Here is a 22696-nt window from a genome sequence, read left to right as displayed (position 1 = left end):
TTTTATACCTCTAATCTATTCGCATATTGATTCTTGAAGTATTCTTGGTATTCTCCAGAAATAATATTTTTCCACCAATCTTGATTTTCTAAATACCATTTAATAGTTTGCTCAATACCTGTATCAAAGTTGTACTTCGGTGACCACCCTAATTCTTCACGGAGTTTTGTTGCATCAATTGCGTAACGGCGATCATGACCTGGACGATCTGTAACATACTTAATCAGAGATTCTGGTTTATCCAATGCTTTTAAGATTGTTTTTACGATTTCAATGTTTGTACGTTCATTGTTTCCACCAACATTGTACACTTCACCATTTTTTCCTTTATGAAGTACTAAATCGATTGCCTGACAATGGTCTTCCACATGTAACCAATCACGTACATTTAAACCATCACCATATACAGGTAATTGTTTATCATTCAGTGCATTAATAATCATTAAAGGAATTAACTTTTCTGGGAAATGAAATGGTCCGTAATTATTTGAACAACGTGTAATATTTACTGGTAAACCAAACGTTTCATGATAAGCACGAACTAATAGGTCTGCACCAGCTTTACTTGAACTATACGGACTATTTGATGCCAAAGGTGTTTCTTCCGTAAAGTAACCAGTTTCGCCTAAAGTTCCATATACCTCATCTGTTGAAACTTGCAAGTATTTTTTTACTTCTGCATTTTTAGCAGCATCTAGTAATACTTGTGTACCTTGAATGTTTGTTTGAATAAAGATATCAGGATTTGTAATACTTCTATCAACATGCGACTCTGCTGCGAAATTTAACACATAATCAAAATTTTCTTCTTTAAATAATTGATTAATAAACTGACGATCTGCTATATCGCCTTTGATAAATTTGTAATTAGATAATTCTTCAATATCTTTTAGATTCTCTAAATTCCCTGCATATGTTAGCGCATCTAAATTTACAATATTATATTCAGGATACTTCTTCACCATATATCGAACAAAATTACTTCCAATAAACCCTGCGCCACCCGTTACTAATACTTTCATGTTATTCCTCCTTATTTCTCGTACACAAAATTAATATTTGCTTCTTCTAATAGTGGATGTTTAGTATCCTTTTCTGAAAGAATCGGTTCACTTACCGGCCAATCGATTCCTAATGCTGGATCATTCCATAGAATACCTGCATCATGATTAGGAGAATAGTATTCATCTACTTTGTAAGCCACTGTCGAATTTGGCACTAATGTACAAAATCCGTGTGCAAATCCTTTTGGTACGACTAATTGGCGCTTATTATGTTCACTTAAAATAACACCAATCCATTGGCCATATGTAGGTGAACCTTTACGAATATCAACAGCTACATCATAAATAGCACCTGTGATACAGCGTACTATCTTTGTCTGTGCTTTAGGATTTAACTGAAAATGTAATCCACGTAATGTTCCGGCTGGTACGGATAAAGATTGATTATCCTGAATAAATTCATAATCTAAACCAAGCTTATTAAAAATCTCTTTATTATAACTTTCCATAAAATATCCGCGATGATCCCCAAATACTTTAGGCTCTAAAATAACTACATCAGGAATTTTAGTTTCAACAATCTTCATTATACGTACTCCTTTATTGATAAATTGGTTGTTTTTGTTTACTTTGTTCTGCCAATCGAATTAAATATTGACCGTATTGATTTTTTTTCATTGGCTCTGCTAATTCAAGTAGTTGCTCACGGGTAATATATCCTTTTCTAAACGCTATTTCCTCTAAACAAGCTACCTTTAAACTTTGACGTTTTTCAATTGTTTCAATGAATTGAGATGCTTCTAATAATGACTCGTGCGTTCCAGAGTCCAACCAAGAAAAACCACGTCCAAGAATTTCAACGTGTAACTCTTGTAATTGTAAATAAACTTTATTTATGTCAGTAATTTCCAATTCACCACGAGGTGAAGGCTTAATATTCTTTGCAATTTCCACAACCCGATTGTCATAAAAATATAAACCCGTTACAGCATAATGCGATTTTGGCTCTTGAGGTTTCTCTTCAATAGAAATAGCCTTTCCATCTTCATCAAATTCCACTACCCCAAAACGTTCTGGATCATTTACATAATATCCAAAAACAGTTGCCCCTTCTTGACGTTCTACAGCGTTTTGTAATAATTTTGTTAAACCATGTCCATAGAATAAATTATCACCAAGAACAAGAGCTACAGAGTCATCACCAATAAACTCTTCTCCAATAATAAATGCCTGAGCTAAGCCATCTGGAGAAGGTTGTACAGCATATTCAAGCTTTATTCCAAACTGTGAACCATCTCCCAATAGCTCTTTAAAACGAGGCGTATCCTGTGGTGTAGATATAATTAAAATTTCTTGAATACCAGCAAGCATTAATACTGATAATGGATAATAAATCATTGGCTTATCGTAAACGGGTAACAATTGCTTTGATACAGCTTGTGTCAGTGGATATAATCTCGTTCCACTACCTCCAGCTAGAATAATACCTTTCATAAATTACTCGCACTCCTTTTTATATCATAGAAATAGGGAATAAATCTGCCTCGATTCATCCCCTTCTAATTTCTGTTATGACTTTAAAAATAAAGATTCATAATCACTTACAATTTTCTCCCATGAGTATTCATGGATAATTCTATCTTTCGCCTTACTACCCAATTCATCAATTTGCTCTTGTGAATATCTCTCGACATCATGAATTAAGTTAGCTAAAGAGCCACTTTCTTTAGAGAAGTAAACAGCTCCTTCTTCCCCAACCTCTCTATTAAACACTACATCTAAAAGCATATTTAATTTTGTAGAAGCCAACGCTTCTAATAATGATGGATTCGTTCCACCTACTTCATGCCCATGGAAATATGCAAATGCATTTTCACGAGCTTTCTTTAATAGTTCTTGATCATATACAGTTCCAACAAACTTAACACGAGGATCCTTATCAAAATTCGTCTTTGCTAATAAATCTTGATAAAATTGATTTTGTTCAACGTTAGAAATAATCACAAAGTCTTTTTTAGAATCTGATTTCATAAATTCACGGACCATTAGCTCATAGTTGTTCTCTGGAACAAAACGACCAACTACTAAATAATATTCATTATCATTTATATCATGCTTCTTATACCATTCATTTAATTTTACATCATCGTCTGTTAAAGATGATGCTGTGACATCCGCACCATAAGCAATAAATGTCGTCTTAGGGGTATAATTTTTATAGTCTGTTTTAATATATGACTCAATTCCTTTAGAATCGCATACTAATAAATCTGCATGTTTGACCATTAGCTTCTCAGATATTTTCCAATACGTTCTAATAGCAGGACTCCATTTGCTTCTCTTCCACTCATGACCATCTGGATTTACAAATACTTTTACACCCATTTTTTCTAGTTTATTTTTATAGAAAGAAAAGAATGGGCCAATACGACAAGCAAGCACGTAGACAATGCAGTTTGTCAGGTTATTTCTTTTAATATAACGGATGCACTCTTTTAAACTTAAAATATCATATGCTACTGCTTTAGCACTACCGATTTCAGGTGTTTTTACATTAAAGCATCTTGCACTATTATGCTTGAACTCATCATTATTATTAGCTAGGCAAGATACGTGATACTGAATATCTTCGCTTTGCTTTCGAGCTGTTAAGTATTCTACAAATGTTTCGAATCCACCATATTTTGCGGGAATCCCTTTGGATCCGATTATAAATACATGCCTCATTTATTCTTCTACTCCTGCTCTTACCTCTTGATATAGGTTTATTATTTCATTCGTATGTTGTTGCATAATGTAAGGAAATTTCATTTTAGATATATTTTCATTTATTCTCTCTAGTTTCAAAGGGTTATCTAATATTGAAGATAATTTACTAATAAAATCATTTCCATCTGTTTTATAAATAAATCCAGTCTCCTCGTCTTTTATTAGATCCTTAAATCCCACATGTTCAGAAACCATGATTGGAACGCCATAAGATTGAGCTTCTAGCCCAATAAATCCAAATGTTTCTTTCCAAACACTCGGAATAATTAATAAATCAATTTGATCAAACATTTTCTTCAACTGGCTGTATTCATATCGACCATGAAAAGTATAATGTTCTGGACTATAGATTTCTGGATTATTCATAAAATCACCATACACATCTAAATGCCAATTTTTGTATCCATTTCCTTTTAAACAGTCCAATGTATCTTTTAAAGCATAAAATCCTTTATACACATCTATAGGACCCAAGTAGCCCAACCTTAAAATCGAACTGTTTTTCTTTCTAGAAGGACGCTCTCTACGGTAATCATGAATATTATTATGACTAATGGAAATGACTTTTCCTTTTAAATCTAAAAAACTTTCAAACTGTTCTTTTGCAATCGAACTATTGAAATGAAAATAATCTACCAATTTCAATATGTCTAAATAATACTCGCGTAATTCTACATATTGAATTGCCAGACTGTCATCTAATTTTTTTACCTCGCCTGTTACATCGGCTATTCCTATATTCTCTTTGGTTTGGTTCTTTTTTAACCTTCTTAATCTCTTGACAATCCGGCTATCTTTTAAATAACGATATGGATAGGATTGCATGGCATATATCATTGGAATACTTAGAGCATTAACATTACACGACAGGCAACTACGACCAGATTCATAATCCTCACAAACTTTCCCTTCTGCATCCATTAAATTTGCTTTGGGGCAAAGGCCAAAATAATCATGTGTAGTAAATATTATTTTTATAGATAACTCTTTTGCTATTTCAAAAAATTCTTTATGCATTCCCATTAATGTGTGAACATGAATAACATCTGGGTTTATCTTTTTTAGAAAATCTTCATAAATGCATTTATCTATTTTTTTCATAAATAAAGGCGGTTGATTAATACCATTTAATAAAGAAATAGGTAAAGGGTTTACTAATTCGTAAACCCCTATGCCTTCATATGGTTTATTCTTTTTAATAGCTACTTTTTGAGAAATAGTAAACTTTCCAGGGTATAAAAGAAATACATTATGTTCATTGGATTGTTCAATCATTAAATCCAATGAATATTTTGTTAAGCCACCTGTACGATATGGCGGTAGCCCCAAAGAAATGTGCAAAATATTCATCTTTAAACTTCCTTAATATTCATATTAAAATCTTATCCTAACGTTTTATTAATATACTTAACTCTATCCATCCATAAATTATTTTTTTTATATTGTTTTATATTCATCCTAAATTCTTCATACAATTTATCGTTATTAAACATATCTAAGACACAGCTAGCTAAACCTTCAGGTGTATCATTAGAAAGTAATCCTAACTTATTATAATTTAAAAAATCTGCTGTTTCACCGTGATTTACTGCCACAATTGGTTTTTCTTGTGATATATATTCAAACAATTTTATAGGTAAACATAATTTAGTATATTCATTTCCACTTCTCGGAATTATAGCAACTTTACTTCTCTGATATACTTCTCCTATAGTTGCCTTATTATGATGAGAAATTTTTAACCAACTAAATTTTTGATTAGCCTCCTTTAAAAAAAGATTTTCTTCGTATTCATGTTTTCTACAAACTAAATTAAGGTTTATTTCTTTTTTCATATTTATAATTTCAAAAGCTTGAATCAATAATTCTACTCCACTAAATACCGAATCAATTTCTCCAACATAAAACGCATCTTCTTGTATCAAATCATTACATACTATTTTTTCACAACCTGGAGGCAATAATAAAATATCTACTTTTTTAACTAATGGTTGTAAAGCCTTCTTAAAAGCATTACTTTGTACATAGATTACATCGCAAACATTATCTATTAGCTTTAAATATACTTTATTCATTAATGGTACAAAACTTTGCTTTAATCTACCATTACTTAAATTAATTCCATATTTCCAATACATGTCCCTATAGTAAAATCCAATTTTCAAAGGCCTAATCGAATTCTTCAATAAAATAAGTAATAACGTATCATAAAATCTAGTTACACCAACCCTAGATTCAATATAACAATATTTATATGATTTTTTTTTATCTATTAGACTTTTAACCTTTTCATATCTTTCCTTAGGATTACTTCCATATACCACATCTACATCTGCATCTGCATCTAGATTTTCAAATTCCTTTAACATGGAGTATGAACGAACAGATGGCCCAGAATTAATATTATTACTATCTAAATCACTCATAACTACATAAAGGATTTCATTTTTCATTTCTATGATTCCTCCTTATATTAAGGAATTTTTCTGTTTTTTATACGTTTTATATTTTATACTAATCAAAGAACTAAAAGTAACATAAAACACCATAACTGGAAAAGAATATATTATCTATGCATTCATATATGCTGTAACAATTAAAAATGCGGGATGAATAATAAATAATAATAAACATAATTTTTCATTATTTAAGCGATACATTATATATATAATTGTGTCATTAATAAAATCCAACTGAATATCATAATACCCAATATTCCAAATTTAACACCTATTGTCGCAAATACATTATCAATAAACAAACCTGTATTTGCTATAGATGTATCTATATTATATAGTACTACTTCTTTTCCTATCCCATAACCAAGTGGATTATCCATTAAACTATCAAAGGCCTTTTCATTACTTACTTTCCTTACATTTAAATTATCAGTTTCCAGAAAACGTTGTATTATAATATTATCTTGAAAATCAATATCATTTTTAATAAACATCCCTGTACACGCAACTAATAAAAAGAATAGCAATGTTGAAAAAGCAATCTTTTTACTAAAAACTTTTAAACTTTTATTATTTAACATATAAATAAGATAACCAATAACAAAAATTAGCAGACTCATCATTATAACTGTTCTATTTTGTGAAAGATAGATAGCACCTATATTCGTTACTATTACAAGTGAATATAGTATTTTCCGTTCTACCCAAAAATACATAGATAGTATCAAAGAAATTACCAATAAAGATGTATTACCGAAAGTTATCCGGTTTCCCCACCAATTCCCTAGCATTTCACCATAAATCCAATATAATTGATCACTTTTGAATAAGTATATATATATAACAACTAAAGAGTATCCCAAAGTACCAATACAAATTACCTTTAATACATTTAAAAAATCCTCAGCTTTACTTAATACCATTCTTGAAAGAAAGAATACCATAAAAAGTGTTATATAAATTTTTAAATCCTCGGCAAAAAAGTAATTCCTATTATAAAATCCTACTATAGATAATAATTAATAAAAAAAACATAAAAAATCCTATGTCTCTCTTCAAAACAGGAATCCTAACCTTTCCTGCAAAGATAGAAATTAACACCATTAAGAATCCTGAAATTAATGGGAAATAAATAAAATCAAAATTAAAAATTATTATCCCAACTGATTGTTTTATATTATAGTTATTTGGTATAGCTATAACTGTAAAAATAAATAGATAAAATAATTTCTTTTCATCATTTTTTAGTAAAATGAAAATACTAGCTAATGCAATTAATAATCCAACAACATATTCCTTTCCCTCAACATTTTCTAAAAACCTCTGGATTTATTTAAATTTATCTTGCTAATATATTTCGATATATTTTCATAAGCTCTTTATTTTGAACATCAATATTAAAGTTTTCACGTATATGTTTAAGAGCATTATCTCTAATCGTATTATCAGAGTACATTACATTTTCCAACTGTTTCACATAACTATCTACGTCTTTTTCCACAACTAGATATCCAGTTTCTCTATCCTTTATCAATTCTGGTATTCCCGCGTGATATGTACTAACAACAGTAAGCCCACTAGCCATAGCTTCCATAATTACTGTAGGAATCCCTTCTTGATCTCCATTTTCAGCTGTAACACTATGATGTAAAAACACATCTGCTTCTTGCATAAGTGTCACTACTTCCTCTTTAACAACCTTACCCATAAATCTAATTTTTTCTTGCACCTTTAAATCTATACAAAGTTTTTCGATAGATTCACGTAAAGGCCCATCTCCACCTAATATAAGTTCACTATTAGGGTGTTTTTTAGAAAATTCAGCGAATGCTTGTATTGTATACTTATGTCCTTTCTTTTCAACAAAATTTGATACTTGCAGAAATCTAATAGTCTCTTTACTGTTTACCTTATCCTTTATTGATTTTTTATCATTAAAGATAAAATCATTTACTGGCACACCTATATAATGTACATGTACCTTGGAAGGATTTGCTCCATATTTTATTAAATCCGTTGCCATTTTTTGAGATACAGTGATAACTTCAGCATAACTAAATAATTCTTTCAACTGATTAACATACTCTCTATTTTTCAATAGGGTAGATGCATCATAGCCATGAAATGTTACCAATAGTGGAATATCAAGTTTCTTCACTACTGGTAATATTTCAAGAGCCGAAGGGCCAAAATGTGAATGTACTAGTTTTATATCTTCTTTATTTAATACATCTATGTAGTAATTATATTGCACATTGGAAAGTGCTGCGTATTTAGATGTATATTTTCTATACAATTTATTAACAATTTTTTCAAATACATTTTTTTGATGCGAATATATATAATCACAAGGAAACACATCTGTATTCTGTAACCTACTTGCTAAAACAATGGGATTATAACTTTCCTGTATTCCCTGTAACTGACGATAAATAAAAGTCATTGATATTGTCAAATACTCTTGTTGATAAATTGCTATTTTAGGTCTATGCATACTACTCTTTCTCACTCCCGTAATTACATTCAATTCTTTTTTAGAATAAAAAATAAATATATATTATATATAGCTGAAGTTAAAGTGATAATAAATACTGTTGTCACAGCTGCACCCATAGCTGAAAATGTTTTTATTAATATAATATCCATGCAAATATTAATAATCCCAACAATAACATTAGTAATAAACAAGAATTTTACTTTTCTCATCATAGCTAAAACATTTCCTGCAGGTATGCGGAAACTTCCACCAATAAAATATCCTATACACAAAATTCGAAGTAAAGTTACACTCTCCAGGTAATTATCCCCAAATAATACTTTAATAACTATTGGTGCCCCTATAATTAATATCAATACTACAAAGGCATTAAATACAATTAGTAATCTTTGTATTTTAATATAATTTACACGAATCCAATTTTTATCTTCCCTATTTTTAGCAAAATACGGATAAATAAATGTCATTATTGACAGCGGAATGAAATTTAAAGCAAATGGAATTAATGTAGCTGTTTTATAAATCGCTAATACTTCTGTATCTCTAATAAGTAAACCAATTAAGAAAATATCAATTAGATATACCAATTGAGATACAGCATTACTAAACATAGAAATTACGGAGTAATTCAAAAATTCCTTCTTATCATTCTTAGAAATTTTTCCTGTTTGGCTGAAAAGTTTTCCCTTCTTATTTATGAAGAAAAAGCCTACAATAATTGAAGCTAAATATGCTATATACACTCCAATAATTACTCCGTATACACCATTTAGAATAGAACCTACAACAGAAAATCCAAAGATAAGAAATGTATTCAGCGTACTTAATCTTGAAAATTCAATATTGTGTAAACCTGTCCTTAAATAGTTCTGAATATATTCAAAACTGAACATCATAAAGGGCATTAGTAACATCATAAATAACGCTAACTGAGTCTGATGATTAGGAAAATCAACAAATAATCCATATCCACTCATCGCTAGAACAATAACTATATTAAAAGAAATACCTACTTTAAAACCAAATTTAAAGTAGGTATTTCTTTTTGAATTAGTATCACTTTCACTGCCAAATTGCAATAATGCATATAATACCCCCAACCCATTAAATATTAAAAATATATTAAGGATATTTTGAGCATAACTGTAATTACCAAATTCACTTTGAGTAAGCAATCTCACTAAAAAGATTCCACTACAAAACTGAATAATCTTATTAAATACGTTTGCACTAAAAATATGAAAAAAACCTTTTTTTCTAACCTTTTTTATTAGCTCATTCATAATTTAGCTCCAATAATTAGCTTTACCGTTGCCAAGACAGTTAATACCTGTAGTTTTTCAACAGTAATACCATTATTATAGAGATTTTCACACATAACTTTTAATTCCTTTTCGTTCAGTGCATCTAATAATTTTATATTTTGCTTATAATATGAATCTATAAATTCCTTTAACTCACTATTAGTTCTATACCAATAATCAAAAGGATTCATTCCATTTTTTGTATTATATCCATAAAGAGTTGGTAAATTCAATTTCCTTAATACTTTATTAGTTCCTCGAATAAAGAAGTCTTTTGAACGAATATATACTTTTGGTGTAGTTATTTTTGCTTTTATACTCTCATATATATATTCTGCTGCTTTCGGATACTTTTTTACTATCCACTTAAAATATAAATTATGACCAACCCTATGTTTTAACGGAATATTCATGCAATATTGTAAAAAATCCACATCGCAAAATGGTGACATTGATTCCGTAAATTCCTGAAATGCTAAATTTCCATTTAAAGCAAAATTAAATCCACGATTATACATTTTGAATATCTCGTCATCAGGATACTCTTTTTTATCAATAGTATCTAACCTATCTTTATACTTTGTTGAATATACATAGGATGTTAAATCAATTGGCTGGTTATAATTCGGTTCTTTCAAAAAGCTACCTATTACCACATCACCAAGTTGTCCAGTATGGACCATCCCGTAACTTTTTAAATTTAACTTTTCGAGATTATTCTTCGAATGGGCAACACCGTAATAAATACTAGTTCCACCATTTATTTTCAAAATATCTTCCAGGTCAAATAAAAATTTGGCATCATCTAATGACTTAAAAATAAATTCATGGTTCAAATCACTAGCTATATCCTTTGCAATTTTTTCATCAAGGTAATTAGATTGTGAAAAAGTATAATTTAATATATCCTTATATCCTAAATCATGAGCGACAAAGTTGACCATCCTAGAGTCTAAACCACCACTTAATGATGCAATATGCTTATATCCATATTCGCGATCCTTTTCAAATTGTAAACGTATTGCTTCCCTAAACAAACTATCCATTTCTTCAATTATTGCTTCTTCACTTTTATCTTCTCTAGGAGTATTGTTTAAATTGAAATATCTGTGCACTTCTACTATACCCTTATTTATCTTTACATAGTGACCAGGTAATAATCTTTTCACATCTTTTACCATCGTTCTATCGTCGACCATGTAACCAAGCGTTAGCATACAAAGACAACTATCGTTATCTAATCTGCCCTCATCTAAAATTTCCGTTAGCTCATAAATTCTCGAACCAAAAAAGAATCCTTGATAAGAGTTTTTATAATAAACTTTTTTATCACCTAAGTGATCTGTATAAATTAACCAATTATCAGCTTCTTTATTGTATAAAATACAAGAATAACTTCCTCTGATTTGTTCAAAGAAAGTCTCCCCGCATTGTTCATACATTTCTATAAGTAACTCAGATATACTTTCTTTGTGATATTTTTCTTTTAAAAGAGTACTATTTAACAATACACCATCTGTTATTACTATATATTTATCATTTTCAAAAAAAACCTTATCATTTAAAAATTTATTGTTAACGAAACGAGCTAAATAAAATGACTCTCCATAAATTTCATTAGTTATTAATTCATTATATCGAGGATTATTTAAATCGATTAATTCATTATTAGACCTTTTATCACCAATTACTCCTAAAAATCCTGGCATAACATCCTCCAAAAATATATTTAGTTAAAGAAACCTCTAGTATCTATTAAAATTTTCTCTTGAAGTTTATTTTCTCCTAGGATACTAAAAACATCATGGTCTACTAACAATAAAATAATATCCGCTTTTTCCACAGCCCACTCTAATGTAGTAAGAGATACATTTTTTTCTTCTAATACCTTTGGAAGAGTAGAAATGTGTGGCTCAACGACTTTGATGTTCCCCACCTTAGATTCCGCCAAATGATTTACTATATCTACGGCCGGACTTTCTCTTAAATCATCAATATTGGCTTTAAATGATAAACCTAAACAAGCAATTACCGGATTTTTAAAACGATCAGCCTTTTCTTTTACTTTCTCAACCACATACACCGGTTTATAATCATTTACATTTCTTGCAGTATGTATAAGTTTTGCTTCTTCAGGTGCAGCATCTACAATAAACCAAGGATCTACAGCAATACAATGTCCACCTACGCCTGGACCAGGTTGTAAAATATTCACACGAGGGTGACGATTTGCTAAACGAATTAATTCCCAAACATTTATATTTAACTTATCACATATTAACGAGAGTTCGTTTGCAAAGGCGATATTTACATCACGGAAAGAGTTCTCAGTCAATTTTGCCATCTCAGCTGTTCTTGCATTCGTATCAAGAATTTTTCCTTTTACAAATTGTTTATAAAATTCAACTGTACGTTTTGTAGACTCTTTGTCTAATCCACCAATAATACGATCATTTTCAACTAGCTCCTTTAATATATGCCCTGGCAATACACGTTCCGGACAATGAGCTACATAAATTCTTCCTTTATCACTATGCATTTCCTCAGAAGTTGTTAAATCTGGTCGTTCTTCCAAGATCCATTCCGCAACTTTTTCAGTTGTACCAATCGGGCTTGTAGACTCAAGTATAATGATATCCCCATTTTTTATAACAGGAGCAATCGTTTTAGCTGCTGCTTCTACATATGCTAAATCAGGTTTATGCTCATCTTGGAATGGTGTTGGAACTGCTAAAATAAAAATATCCGCTTCTTCTGGCTTCAATGAAGCTTTCAATTTCCCACTTTGTACAGCTGCCTTAACTAAAATATCTAAATCTGGTTCATAAATATGTACTTTACCACTATTAATCATTTCAACTGCGTTTTCATTTACATCCACACCATGTACTTGAAATCCTTTAGTTGCTAGTAAACTAGCAGTTGGTAATCCAATATATCCTAGACCCATTACACAAATCTTTTTATCCATTTTTCCAACCTCTTTTCTATGAGTTAGCTACTACTAAGATGCGCCATTAGACTTAATCATGATTTGAATCGTTTTAAAAATAATTTTCAAATCATAGATTACACTTCGTTTGTTTATATATTCTAAATCTAGCTCGACCATTTCTTTGAATCCAACACTATTTCTCTCCGTTACTTGCCAAAGCCCCGCACATCCTGGAGTAACAAGTAAACGCTGCTTATCATATGCTGTATATTCCTTTACTTCCCTTGGAAGTGGTGGACGTGGTCCTACTAAGCTCATTTCACCTTTTAATACATTTAATAACTGTGGTAGTTCATCAATACTTGTTTTTCGAATAAGTTTCCCAATCCTTGTAACTCGAGGGTCCTCTTTCATTTTAAACATTGCACCAGATACTTCATTATGTTTTAATAAATCTTTTAATTTCTCTTCCGCGTCTACAACCATTGAGCGAAACTTGTACATATAAAATTCTTTTCCATCTTTTCCAATACGAATCTGTTTAAACAACACAGGTCCTTTCGGATCTTGATATTTAATTAACACTGCTACAATCAAAAAAACAGGAGATAATAAGATTAGTCCACATAACGCTCCAATAAAATCAATACAACGTTTAGCTACTAAATATCCTTTACTTGCATTTACTTTTTTCAAATCAAGCTCTATATTATTTTCCTTTTCCAATTCTCCGCTTGATACTTTTACCAAGTTCAATGCTCTCCCACCTCACCTTTATGCATGTATATTTTCTTTCTTTACAAGCTCATTCATATATTTCATCAATTCTTCTTTCAATTCTTCATGCTGAAGCGCCATCTCAATCGTTGTCTTAATAAATCCAAATTTCTCTCCAACATCATAACGGGTTCCTTCAAAGTCATAAGCAAACACTCGTTGAATTTCATTTAAACTTTGAATCGCATCTGTCAACTGAATTTCCCCACCTGCACCTGTTTGTTGATTTTCAAGGAACATAAAAATTTCTGGCGTTAATACGTAACGACCCATAATTGCCAAGTTAGATGGCGCTGTTCCTTGAGCTGGCTTCTCCACAAATTGACGTACTTGATAACGACGATCGTTTTGTTCAACTGGATCGATAATACCGTAGCGATGTGTTTCATTTTCAAGTACTGTTTGTACACCGATAACTGACGACTGTGTACTTTCATATTGATCCATTAATTGACGTAAACATGGCGTTTCTGCTTGTACAATATCATCACCAAGTAATACCGCAAATGGCTCATTTCCAATAAATTTACGAGCACACCATACTGCATGCCCTAACCCTTTCGGTTCTTTTTGTCTTATGTAATGAATGTTAATTTTTGAAGAAGCTTGGACTTTCTCAAGCATTTCATACTTTCCTTTTTCTAAAAGGTTTTGTTCTAGTTCAAAAGAATGATCGAAATGATCCTCAATTGCACGTTTTCCTTTTCCTGTTACAACAATAATATCTTCAATCCCTGATTCTATCGCTTCTTCTATTATGTATTGAATTGTCGGCTTATCAACGATTGGCAACATTTCTTTCGGCATCGCTTTCGTTGCTGGTAAAAATCTTGTCCCAAGACCAGCTGCTGGAATAATTGCTTTTCTTACTTTTTTCAATTTCAGTCCCCCGTATCTTTTTATTTATATGTAACAATAACAAAAACCCTACCTATGGAGTCATATCTATAACTCCATAGGTAGAGTTTCTATTATAAATAAAATATGGGCATCTAACCCAACCTCACGCCATACTCCCGACGACAAGCGTCTAAGGTAGGTTCGAAAATAAATTTTCTACCCACAGCACGACCGAGTGCCTCCGTTGATAACGGTCAGGAGACATCACCTGTTCTTTATTAAAAAATACCGAACAATTTTTTGCGGCGAATTTGTTCTGGGTCTTCTTTATAAATTGCTTTCCCACCAATTAATAAATACGGATTTTCTTTTAAATCACTCATAACACTCATTCCGAATTCCTTTTCAATTAATTCGTAACTTTCCGCTAAATGAAATCCTCTTGACGTTATGTTATGCGCATCTGAAGCAACCATATGTGTTAAATTATGTTCCACAAGTTGAAATGAAAACTTTTTAATTTTTTTACCGAACTTTCCTAGTAAGCTACCTGCCGTTACTTGCGTGAGTGCACCTTTATTAACAAGGTTATATAACTTATCTGGCCGCTCGATTAACTCGGCATTACGTTCAGGATGAACGATAATTGGAATCATTCCCTTAACACGTAATTCGTACAATAATTGTTCAGCATAACGTGGTACGTGATTAGATGGAAATTCAATGAATATATATTTATTTGTTTCATTTAAAGTAACAATTTTACCAGCTTCATAGTCTTCTAATAAATCACCATATAACCTGACCTCTTGCCCCGGTAAAATGGTAAGTGGAATATTATGTTGTTGTAGTTCATCATTTAATTGCTTCACTTGATGAATAATGGAAGTACGCTCATTTACATATTTCCCATTTTGGTGGTGCGGCGTTGCGACAATTGTATGTATTCCTTCTGCTACGGCTTGCTGCGCCATCGCTAAACTATCTGTTACAGTTTGTGCACCATCATCGATGCCATGTAAAATGTGACAATGTAAATCAATCATTTATTTTATCCTCCCTCTCTCCTAGTAATCTTTTTTCCCTTGAATATGAGACATCTCATATTCAAGGGAAAAAAGGAGATATGTTTCAACCATATCTCACTCTTTTCATTAGTTTGCACCGTAATAATAATATAAGCCTTCTTCACGTTCACGGTCATTTAGAACAACACCTAACAATTTACCTTTAGCCGATTCTAACAATCCTTTTGCTTTTACTGCCGTTTCTTTTTCTGTTGCTTCACTACGAACGACAAGAATAGAAGCATCACATACATTTGCCATAATTTGCGCATCTGTAACCGCTAAAATTGGTGGTAAATCAAAAATAACTAGATCGTACATGCTGTATGCTTGTCCAAGAAGTTCTTTCATTGATTTCGATCCTAACAATTCAGCCGGGTTTGGTGGAATTGGACCACATGCTAAAAAGCTTAGGTTATCTACAGATGTCGGTTGTACACATTTCTCTAAACGTTCACTATGTGTTAATACGTTCGTTAGCCCAAAAATATTATCAACTTGAAACATTTGATGCATCGCTGGTTTACGCATATCTGCATCAATTAATAATACTTTCTTTCCTTGTTGTGCAAACACAACTGCCATATTAGCTGTCGTTGTCGTTTTCCCTTCACTTGGATTTGCAGATGTTACCATTAACGAATGCAAGTTTGTATCAATAGCTGCAAATTCGATATTCGTTCGAATATTACGATATTGCTCTGAAACCGGTGATTTCGGTTGTTGATGAGCAATTAATTGACGACGTTGTCGATGATTTTTTTTCTTTTTAAATAAATTAAGAGCCAATTGTTTGTCCCCTCACTTTTCTTGATGATGGAGCGTGTGATCTCACGTTCAATGTTTCTTCATCCATACGGGCAACAATACCTAACACTGGTAGGCCAAGTAAGCTTTCTACATCTTCTTCTTTTTTCACTGTGTTATCTAAGTATTCTAGTAAGAATGCAAGACCAACTGAAGCCATTAAACCAACAACGAATGCAATTGCTACATTTAACATTGGACGTGGATTAATTGGAGATTGATTTTCTGCAACTTCTGCTTTTGATAATACCGTTACGTTATCTACACTCATAATTTTAGCAACTTCACCTTGAAACACTTCTGCAGTTGTGTTAGCAATATCACGAGCTAGTTTTGGATCTTTATCTTGCGCAGTTACCGCTACTACTTGTGAGTCTTTCTCATTAGCTACTTCAATTTTCTTGTTTAGCTCTTGCACTGTTATATTTAAACCTAATTTTTCTTTCACTTGATCCAAAATAACAGGACTTTTAATAATAACCTTGTATGTATTTGTTAATTGAATATTTGTTTGTACCTCATTGTATTGAATTGCAGCACCCTCTTGCTTCTTCTGATTAACAAGAATTTGCGTCGAAGTTTGATAGATTGGTGTCATAAAGTAGAAGCTAATGATAGCACTTACAATAGCTGCACCAAATGTGATTACGAGGATCATTGCTAAACGTTTTTTTAAGATATGAAATAACTCTTTTAGATTAATTGTTTCTTCCATAGGTTCCTCCAACTTTCTAAAATTTACACATAGGAAAAATTATAACATATAAATCTTACATTTTTTATTTTTAATCATTCAGTTCTATATTTGTTCACAAGAAACAAGTTTAATCTTACAAAATAATCTTAAATATGACAACACATTCCAATCATTTCCCAAAAATTTTATCATATCATGTTTTTTATAGTGTATAACTTGATAAATAATTTTCAGAAAACAATAAAAAGCCAACAAAAAATTTTGTTGGCTTTTTATGTTTTAGTAATAACCATATTGCTCTTTTTCTTCTCTTTTATCGTTTAAAACAACACCTAGTAGTTTTCCTGATGCTTTATCTAATATTTGTTTCGCTTTTACGATTTTATCTTTTTCTGTCTTTTCACTGCGTACAACGAGTACGATTCCATCGCATTTATTCGCTAGTATTTGTGCATCCGTAACCGCAAGGACAGGTGGTGTGTCGATTAAAATAATATCAAACATGTTATATGCTTCTAGCAGCGCTTCGTCCATCGCCCGGCTTCCTAGTAATTCTGCTGGGTTGGGCGGGATTGGACCTGCTGCCATTAAATATACGTTCTCTATATCTGTTTTTTGAATGCATTGCATAAGCTTTGCTTGTCCTGATAATAAGTTCGTTAACCCATTTGAATTATGAATGGCAAATAAGTTTTGTATCGTCGGCTTACGCAAGTCAGCTCCAATTAATAAAACTTTCTTTCCTTGTTGGCCGAAAACAACTGCTAAGTTTGCGATTGTCGTTGTTTTCCCATCACCTGGATCTGCCGAGGTAACGATAATAGACCGAACATGATTATCTACAGATGTAAATTCAATGTTTGTACGAATGTTACGATATTGTTCTGTAATACGCGATTTAGGCTCTTTATGTGTAATTAATTGTCGTAATGATTTTCTTTTCTTTCTCCCGAACATATTCATAATCTCCTTTTGTGAAATGCGACATTTCCCTTTTCTCTCTCTTATGCTCGATTTCATACGTCTAATTAATATTTTGTATTGCTAATTTCCCCACATCTCATCATAATCAATAACATTCTACTTTGTCTTATATAAGTGCCTTAACAATATGACAATGCCCTTACTTCTTCATTACCTTTATCACTTATCCTATTTTCTAAATAAATGATAAAGTAATTATATGGTAATTACCATCTATTGACAAGTAATTTTCTGATTAGTTTGCATATTATCATTTTATCGTTATATAACATAAATAAAAAAATCTCCTTGTACGTTCACAAGGAGATTTTTTTATTTTTTTCTCTATTCTTTTTTATCACCAATTGCAAATGTGATTTCAGCTTCACATGCAACTTCACCATCTACTGTCGCAATTGCTTTTCCTTTTCCGATCGGGCCACGTACACGTGTCATTTCAACTTCTAGGCGAAGTTGATCACCAGGGCGTACTTGTTTTTTGAAACGACAATTGTCGATACCTGCGAAGAAAGCAAGTCTTCCGCGGTTTTCTTCTTTCTTTAATACAGCAACCGCTCCGACTTGCGCTAACGCTTCTACAATAAGTACGCCAGGCATAACTGCATAGTCAGGGAAGTGTCCATTAAAGAATTCTTCGTTTGCAGATACATTTTTAATTCCAACCGCTCTTTTGCCTTCATCTACTTCTAATATTTTATCAACAAGTAAAAATGGATAGCGGTGAGGAATGATTTCTTTAATTTGTTCTATATTTAGCATGTAATGATCGCCCCTTTTGCAATATTGGTCTTACCACTTGGACATATTGTTATTATCCCATTTTGTTTATCGTTTGTCATTACAAAGTGAATTTTTATATTTAGTATACTTACTTCTCAATATAAAAAAATGCACACACTCTATTCCCTTAAAATAGTTGCACATTCCTGCAACTGACACGGAGGTAGAAAAGAGTGTATGCCCAGATTAGGGAAAGGCAATATGTATTGAAACATTATTTGCCTTAATGTCGTATTCGACTCATTATATTATAAACGTTTTCAAATAAGGAAATATTAAATTTAACCATATATATGAATATTTTGCCTGTTTCCTCCGTTTTTCTTTATTTTCCTCTCATTTTCACAAAAAAACGAAATAAAAAAATAGAAAAATAAAAAAAGAACTAAGGTTTACACCTTAGTTCTTTCTACTTTATCCAGCTATTTTTGAAATAATAATCAGTTGGGTGCCCCACTGATGAAAGTTTCACTTTATTTCAAAGCACGACGTGGTAATTTGTCGATATTCTCTAACATAATACCTGTACCAACCGCAACACATTGCATTGGGTTTTCAGCAATTAATACTGGTACCTTTAATTCTTCTGCTAGAAGCATGTCGATACCGTGTAGTAAAGCTCCGCCGCCTGTTAGGATAACACCACGGTCGATAATGTCCGCAGATAGTTCTGGTGGTGTGCGCTCTAGTACGCCTTTTGCAGCTTGTACAATGATAGCCGCATCTTCTTTTAGTGCTTCTGTAATTTCTTCAGAGCATACTGTAATTGTACGTGGTAAACCTGTTACCATGTCACGTCCGCGAATTTCAAGCTCTTCACTACGTGCACCTGGGAATACTGTACCGACTTTAATTTTAATATTTTCTGAAGTACGTTCTCCAATTAATAGCTTATACTTACGTTTAACGTAGTTTAAGATCTCCATATCAAACTTATCGCCAGCCATTTTGATAGAAGAAGAGGTAACAATATCACCCATAGATAGTACAGCGATATCTGTTGTACCTCCACCAATATCAACAACCATGTTACCGCTTGGTTGGAAGATTTCCATACCCGCACCAACTGCGGCTACTTTTGGTTCTTCTTCTAAAAATACTGTTTTACCACCTGAACGTTCAGCAGCTTCACGAATTGCCTTTTGTTCTACTGATGTGATATTTGTTGGACAACAAATTAAAATGCGAGGTTTTGAAAAGAAGCTCTTTACGTCCAACTTGTTAATGAAATACTTTAACATCGCTTCTGTAATTTCGAAATCTGCGATTACACCATCTTTAAGTGGACGAATTGCTACAATATTACCAGGCGTACGTCCCACCATACTTCTTGCTTCTTCACCTACTGCTAATACTTTACCTGTATTACGATCAATTGCCACAACAGATGGCTCATTTAATACAATACCCTTACCTTTAACATGAATTAATACATTAGCCGTACCTAGGTCAATTCCGATATCTCGCGCAAACATTCCCGTCTTTTCCTCCTCGATATTCAAAATCAGGTTACACCCGAATTCTTTTACACCTAATTTCTGATTTTATCATAAATTTAACAGAAACGTAATATTCGCAAAAAGAATTCTTCTGAAAAATATTACCGAATGCACGCGGAATGTTTGCTAACGTATATTTATCTTATATTAACGGAAGGTAAGACTCTCATCTCAAACGAGTTTAGAAGAGTTGAGCGAAAGACCAAAAGCCTGCAAACGCCCGATTACTGAAGACTAATAATCAGTGAGGCATGCCCCACTGATTAAAGTTTCACTTTATTGACGTACAGGCTTTTCTACATCTTCTTTTCTATATTTTTGCTTTGTTGCTTCTCCGCCTCTTAAATGACGAATAGACTTATGATAATCAAGAATTTCTTTCACTTCATTTGCGAGCTCTGGGTTAATTTCTGGCAGACGTTCTGTTAAATCTTTATGGACTGTACTCTTTGATACCCCAAATTCCTTTGCAATTACACGCACTGTCTTTCTTGTCTCCACGATATACTTACCAATCTTGATAGTTCTCTCTTTGATGTAATCGTGCACACCACTCGCCTCCCTAAATTGGATGTGAGAAGTGTGAAATGAGCCTCGCTGCATACGACTAAGAAGTAAGTGTGAGTGCTGTTTGTAAGCGTTAAACATTCTTGGATTTATAATGAAATGATTCACGATTTCTCACCTCAAACACTCTCTTTGCTTTGGTTTATACCATTGTATTGCCCGCACTACTGATATATGCTACATGTTCACTATTTTTGCGGACTAAGTTAAGAAAAATTACGTTTTTTTGTGAGAAATACGTTAACAATGACTATTTTGGCAAAAAAATGACACCTTTTAAACAAGGTGTCATTCTTCTCGATCATATTCTTCTTCTAACAATTGATGGTGGGGAACTTCCTTCTTACCGGCAATATAATAATACAAAGTAAATAAAACAAACAATAATATAATAGCAATCGACAGAACAAACAAAAACGACACAGTATCCCCTCCCTTTTGTAATATATATTCGAGAATCTCGTCATTTTTCCTTGTTATTGCAATTTTTTTCTCGAAATTGATTATTTTTATATATAGCTCAACTAATAATTGGACTTTTACGGGCAGTTAATCCTCCCTCACTTCTTTGCTTTCGCTGAATTTTGAGATCGGGGTCTTACCGCCCGCAAATAGCAGGATAAAAATAAAAAAAATCAGTTCTCCTAATGAGAACTGATTTTTTCACTTTCTTATTCTTGCGAAGAAGAACCGTTAGATGATTCTGTAGAACCATTTGTTGATTTTTCTTCTTTCTTCGTTTCTTCTTTTTTGTCACTAGTCGAACCGCTTGTTGATTTCTCTTCTTTTTGAGACTTATCTTCTGTTTTACTTTCTGGTTTCGTGCTCGTTGACTTCTCTTCTTTTTGAGATTTGTCATCAGCTTTTTTACCAGAAGCATTCGTTGCTTTTGTAGCACCTGCATCAGCTTTAATTTCTGCTACTGATTTATTTAAGTAGCGCTCAGGGTTCACAGCCACATTGTCTTTACGTACTTCAAAGTGAACGTGAGAACCTGCTTCTTTATTCATTGCACTTAGACCGGATTTTCCTAATACTTCACCTTGTGCAACTCTTGCACCTTTTTCTACTTTCACACTGCCTAAGCTTTGATAAGAAACTGCTACACCATTTCCACTATCAACTGTTACAACATAACCAAGAAGTGAATCTTTTTCAGCTTTTGTTACTGTGCCACTTAAAGCAGCAGCAACATTGAACTCTTTTCCATTTTTCGCAGCAATGTCAATTCCTTTATTCGGGGAATATGTGTTGTTATAAAAGACAAGTGCTTTTTCTTGTTCCGCCTCAGTTGCTGCATCTTCATAGAATTTCTTCTGTACGACTACTTCCACACTCGCGGCTGCTGGCATTTTCACTACTTCTGAAGATTTCGTTACTGGTACTGCTGGATCTTCCGATTGTGTATACGGTGTTGCTTGATCGTGGTTCGGAGTCTTCTTCGGATTAGCTCCTTGGAACCATAGCGCAACCACTAGGATTACCGCTGCACAAGCAATGTATAGTGCCGGAAACACCCATCTTTTTTGAAATAAATGTACTACCTTTTGCGACTTTTTATTATTTCTTCCTCGCATTCCATCATCACCTCAGCAATCATTTTGAACAATATTCATGTATCCTATACAACGTATAACTAATTACTTTTCGACAAATTATGTAAAAATATGTATAGAAATTGTAAAATTTCCGAGGAAATGATGAAAAAAG

Annotated in this window: 22 protein-coding genes; all 22 read right to left on the bottom strand. The window is 32.4% G+C overall.

Annotation, left to right across the window (positions count from 1 at the left end; translation table 11 throughout):
- Positions 1–2 precede the first annotated feature (2 nt).
- Entirely contained in the window at positions 3–1022 is a 1020-nt protein-coding gene (gene rfbB, locus JDS98_RS12525; protein ID WP_000866930.1) for a dTDP-glucose 4,6-dehydratase, read from the bottom strand.
- Positions 1023–1033: 11 nt separating this feature from the next.
- Positions 1034–1591, bottom strand: a complete 558-nt coding sequence (gene rfbC, locus JDS98_RS12520; RefSeq protein ID WP_000706202.1) for a dTDP-4-dehydrorhamnose 3,5-epimerase — start codon at positions 1589–1591, stop codon at positions 1034–1036.
- Positions 1592–1604: 13 nt separating this feature from the next.
- Positions 1605–2498, bottom strand: a complete 894-nt coding sequence (rfbA, locus tag JDS98_RS12515) for a glucose-1-phosphate thymidylyltransferase RfbA (RefSeq protein ID WP_000676107.1) — start codon at positions 2496–2498, stop codon at positions 1605–1607.
- Positions 2499–2573: 75 nt separating this feature from the next.
- The gene (gene cps2T, locus JDS98_RS12510; protein WP_098648644.1) at positions 2574–3731 is read right to left on the bottom strand and encodes a beta 1-4 rhamnosyltransferase Cps2T; all 1158 of its coding nucleotides are present in this window, start codon (positions 3729–3731) and stop codon (positions 2574–2576) included.
- Positions 3732–5123, bottom strand: coding sequence for a glycosyltransferase (locus tag JDS98_RS12505; protein WP_199633933.1), 1392 nt, complete (start codon positions 5121–5123; stop codon positions 3732–3734).
- A gap of 32 nt (positions 5124–5155) precedes the next feature.
- Positions 5156–6226 (bottom strand): glycosyltransferase, encoded by a 1071-nt coding sequence (locus JDS98_RS12500; RefSeq protein WP_199633932.1) that lies wholly within the window; start codon positions 6224–6226, stop codon positions 5156–5158.
- Between the two features lie 206 nt (positions 6227–6432).
- Positions 6433–7023 carry an O-antigen ligase family protein gene (locus JDS98_RS12495; protein WP_199633931.1) on the bottom strand — a complete coding sequence of 197 codons (591 nt, stop codon included), beginning with the start codon at positions 7021–7023 and terminating at the stop codon, positions 6433–6435.
- Positions 7024–7571: 548 nt separating this feature from the next.
- Positions 7572–8726: a glycosyltransferase gene (locus JDS98_RS12490; protein WP_097936436.1), complete on the bottom strand. Its 1155-nt coding sequence runs from the start codon at positions 8724–8726 to the stop codon at positions 7572–7574.
- Positions 8727–8755: 29 nt separating this feature from the next.
- On the bottom strand, positions 8756–10012 hold the full coding sequence (locus tag JDS98_RS12485; protein ID WP_199633930.1) for an oligosaccharide flippase family protein: 1257 nt from the start codon (positions 10010–10012) through the stop codon (positions 8756–8758).
- Positions 10009–11742: an asparagine synthetase B family protein gene (locus tag JDS98_RS12480; RefSeq protein WP_199633929.1), complete on the bottom strand. Its 1734-nt coding sequence runs from the start codon at positions 11740–11742 to the stop codon at positions 10009–10011. The genes JDS98_RS12485 and JDS98_RS12480 overlap by 4 nt, the downstream gene beginning before the upstream one ends.
- Before the next feature lie 20 nt (positions 11743–11762).
- On the bottom strand, positions 11763–13004 hold the full coding sequence (wecC, locus tag JDS98_RS12475; protein WP_199633928.1) for a UDP-N-acetyl-D-mannosamine dehydrogenase: 1242 nt from the start codon (positions 13002–13004) through the stop codon (positions 11763–11765).
- A gap of 33 nt (positions 13005–13037) precedes the next feature.
- Entirely contained in the window at positions 13038–13724 is a 687-nt protein-coding gene (locus tag JDS98_RS12470) for a sugar transferase (protein WP_097936429.1), read from the bottom strand.
- An 18-nt stretch (positions 13725–13742) separates the two neighbouring features.
- On the bottom strand, positions 13743–14624 hold the full coding sequence (gene galU, locus JDS98_RS12465) for a UTP--glucose-1-phosphate uridylyltransferase GalU (protein WP_199633927.1): 882 nt from the start codon (positions 14622–14624) through the stop codon (positions 13743–13745).
- 239 nt (positions 14625–14863) lie between these two features.
- Complete coding sequence (locus JDS98_RS12460) at positions 14864–15631, bottom strand: tyrosine-protein phosphatase (protein WP_199633926.1); 768 nt, start codon at positions 15629–15631, stop codon at positions 14864–14866.
- Positions 15632–15739: 108 nt separating this feature from the next.
- On the bottom strand, positions 15740–16441 hold the full coding sequence (locus JDS98_RS12455) for a CpsD/CapB family tyrosine-protein kinase (protein ID WP_199633925.1): 702 nt from the start codon (positions 16439–16441) through the stop codon (positions 15740–15742).
- On the bottom strand, positions 16431–17174 hold the full coding sequence (locus JDS98_RS12450) for a YveK family protein (protein WP_199633924.1): 744 nt from the start codon (positions 17172–17174) through the stop codon (positions 16431–16433). Before JDS98_RS12450 ends, JDS98_RS12455 begins: the two co-directional genes overlap by 11 nt.
- A 261-nt stretch (positions 17175–17435) precedes the next feature.
- Positions 17436–18113: a CpsD/CapB family tyrosine-protein kinase gene (locus JDS98_RS12445; protein WP_199633923.1), complete on the bottom strand. Its 678-nt coding sequence runs from the start codon at positions 18111–18113 to the stop codon at positions 17436–17438.
- Positions 18114–18464: 351 nt separating this feature from the next.
- Entirely contained in the window at positions 18465–18899 is a 435-nt protein-coding gene (gene fabZ / locus JDS98_RS12440; RefSeq protein ID WP_000931959.1) for a 3-hydroxyacyl-ACP dehydratase FabZ, read from the bottom strand.
- A gap of 494 nt (positions 18900–19393) precedes the next feature.
- Complete coding sequence (mreB, locus tag JDS98_RS12435; protein WP_000457991.1) at positions 19394–20395, bottom strand: rod shape-determining protein; 1002 nt, start codon at positions 20393–20395, stop codon at positions 19394–19396.
- A gap of 300 nt (positions 20396–20695) precedes the next feature.
- The gene (gene spoIIID / locus JDS98_RS12430) at positions 20696–20968 is read right to left on the bottom strand and encodes a sporulation transcriptional regulator SpoIIID (protein WP_000544012.1); all 273 of its coding nucleotides are present in this window, start codon (positions 20966–20968) and stop codon (positions 20696–20698) included.
- A 306-nt stretch (positions 20969–21274) separates the two neighbouring features.
- A complete protein-coding gene (locus JDS98_RS12425; protein ID WP_000008898.1) occupies positions 21275–21409 on the bottom strand; it encodes a hypothetical protein in 135 nt (44 codons plus the stop codon).
- A 248-nt stretch (positions 21410–21657) separates the two neighbouring features.
- Positions 21658–22563 (bottom strand): stage II sporulation protein SpoIIQ, encoded by a 906-nt coding sequence (locus JDS98_RS12420; protein WP_199633922.1) that lies wholly within the window; start codon positions 22561–22563, stop codon positions 21658–21660.
- Positions 22564–22696 lie beyond the last annotated feature (133 nt).

It is taken from the genome of Bacillus cereus group sp. N11 (assembly GCF_016483605.1).
GTDB lineage: Bacteria > Bacillota > Bacilli > Bacillales > Bacillaceae_G > Bacillus_A > Bacillus_A toyonensis.
Note: the sequence above shows the minus strand (reverse complement) of the source record. Positions and strands in the feature narration are given on the sequence as shown.

Excerpts from the sequence above, each read along its gene's own strand:
- rfbB (WP_000866930.1), bottom strand. The coding sequence starts at position 1,022 with ATGAAAGTATTAGTAACGGGTGGCGCAGGGTTTATTGGAAGTAATTTT.
- rfbC (WP_000706202.1), bottom strand. The coding sequence starts at position 1,591 with ATGAAGATTGTTGAAACTAAAATTCCTGATGTAGTTATTTTAGAGCCT.
- rfbA (WP_000676107.1), bottom strand. The coding sequence starts at position 2,498 with ATGAAAGGTATTATTCTAGCTGGAGGTAGTGGAACGAGATTATATCCA.
- cps2T (WP_098648644.1), bottom strand. The coding sequence starts at position 3,731 with ATGAGGCATGTATTTATAATCGGATCCAAAGGGATTCCCGCAAAATAT.
- JDS98_RS12505 (WP_199633933.1), bottom strand. The coding sequence starts at position 5,123 with ATGAATATTTTGCACATTTCTTTGGGGCTACCGCCATATCGTACAGGT.
- JDS98_RS12500 (WP_199633932.1), bottom strand. The coding sequence starts at position 6,226 with ATGAAAAATGAAATCCTTTATGTAGTTATGAGTGATTTAGATAGTAAT.
- JDS98_RS12495 (WP_199633931.1), bottom strand. The coding sequence starts at position 7,023 with ATGCTAGGGAATTGGTGGGGAAACCGGATAACTTTCGGTAATACATCT.
- JDS98_RS12490 (WP_097936436.1), bottom strand. The coding sequence starts at position 8,726 with ATGCATAGACCTAAAATAGCAATTTATCAACAAGAGTATTTGACAATA.
- JDS98_RS12485 (WP_199633930.1), bottom strand. The coding sequence starts at position 10,012 with ATGAATGAGCTAATAAAAAAGGTTAGAAAAAAAGGTTTTTTTCATATT.
- JDS98_RS12480 (WP_199633929.1), bottom strand. The coding sequence starts at position 11,742 with ATGCCAGGATTTTTAGGAGTAATTGGTGATAAAAGGTCTAATAATGAA.
- wecC (WP_199633928.1), bottom strand. The coding sequence starts at position 13,004 with ATGGATAAAAAGATTTGTGTAATGGGTCTAGGATATATTGGATTACCA.
- JDS98_RS12460 (WP_199633926.1), bottom strand. The coding sequence starts at position 15,631 with ATGATTGATTTACATTGTCACATTTTACATGGCATCGATGATGGTGCA.
- JDS98_RS12450 (WP_199633924.1), bottom strand. The coding sequence starts at position 17,174 with ATGGAAGAAACAATTAATCTAAAAGAGTTATTTCATATCTTAAAAAAA.
- JDS98_RS12445 (WP_199633923.1), bottom strand. The coding sequence starts at position 18,113 with ATGTTCGGGAGAAAGAAAAGAAAATCATTACGACAATTAATTACACAT.
- fabZ (WP_000931959.1), bottom strand. The coding sequence starts at position 18,899 with ATGCTAAATATAGAACAAATTAAAGAAATCATTCCTCACCGCTATCCA.
- mreB (WP_000457991.1), bottom strand. The coding sequence starts at position 20,395 with ATGTTTGCGCGAGATATCGGAATTGACCTAGGTACGGCTAATGTATTA.
- JDS98_RS12420 (WP_199633922.1), bottom strand. The coding sequence starts at position 22,563 with ATGCGAGGAAGAAATAATAAAAAGTCGCAAAAGGTAGTACATTTATTT.